The 338-nt window shown below is 71.6% G+C and carries 1 protein-coding gene; it reads right to left on the bottom strand.

Annotation, left to right across the window (positions count from 1 at the left end; translation table 11 throughout):
- Positions 1-21: 21 nt before the first annotated feature.
- The coding region (locus tag V5O49_RS00195; RefSeq protein WP_332900458.1) for a C40 family peptidase at positions 22-338 on the bottom strand (317 nt) is incomplete at its 5' end.

The raw sequence follows: 338 nt of genomic DNA, 5'->3' as shown, positions 1-338 counted from the left end.
TCGGGAGTCGTCGCGGGACGATCAGCCGGTGACCCGCAGGAAGGTCGGGCTGGACTGCCAGAGGCTGGACTGGCGGACGGTCCAGCCACCGGGGCGGGTCGCCTCGATCTGCTGGCCGTTGCCGATGTAGATCGAGGTGTTCCCCGGAGACCAGAAGAGGTCGCCCGGCTGCGCCCCGGAGGGCGGGATCCGCGTCGGGTTCGAGGCGCTGAGGATCGCGCTCGAGGAGTGCGGCAGCGAGACGCCGACCTGGGCGTAGACGTAGGTCACCAGGCCGGAGCAGTCGAAGCCGGAGGGCGAGGCGCCGCCGACGACGTACTGGGTGCCCAGGTAGCGGG

This window comes from Isoptericola haloaureus (assembly GCF_036689775.1).
Lineage (GTDB): Bacteria > Actinomycetota > Actinomycetes > Actinomycetales > Cellulomonadaceae > Isoptericola > Isoptericola haloaureus.
Note: the sequence above shows the minus strand (reverse complement) of the source record. Positions and strands in the feature narration are given on the sequence as shown.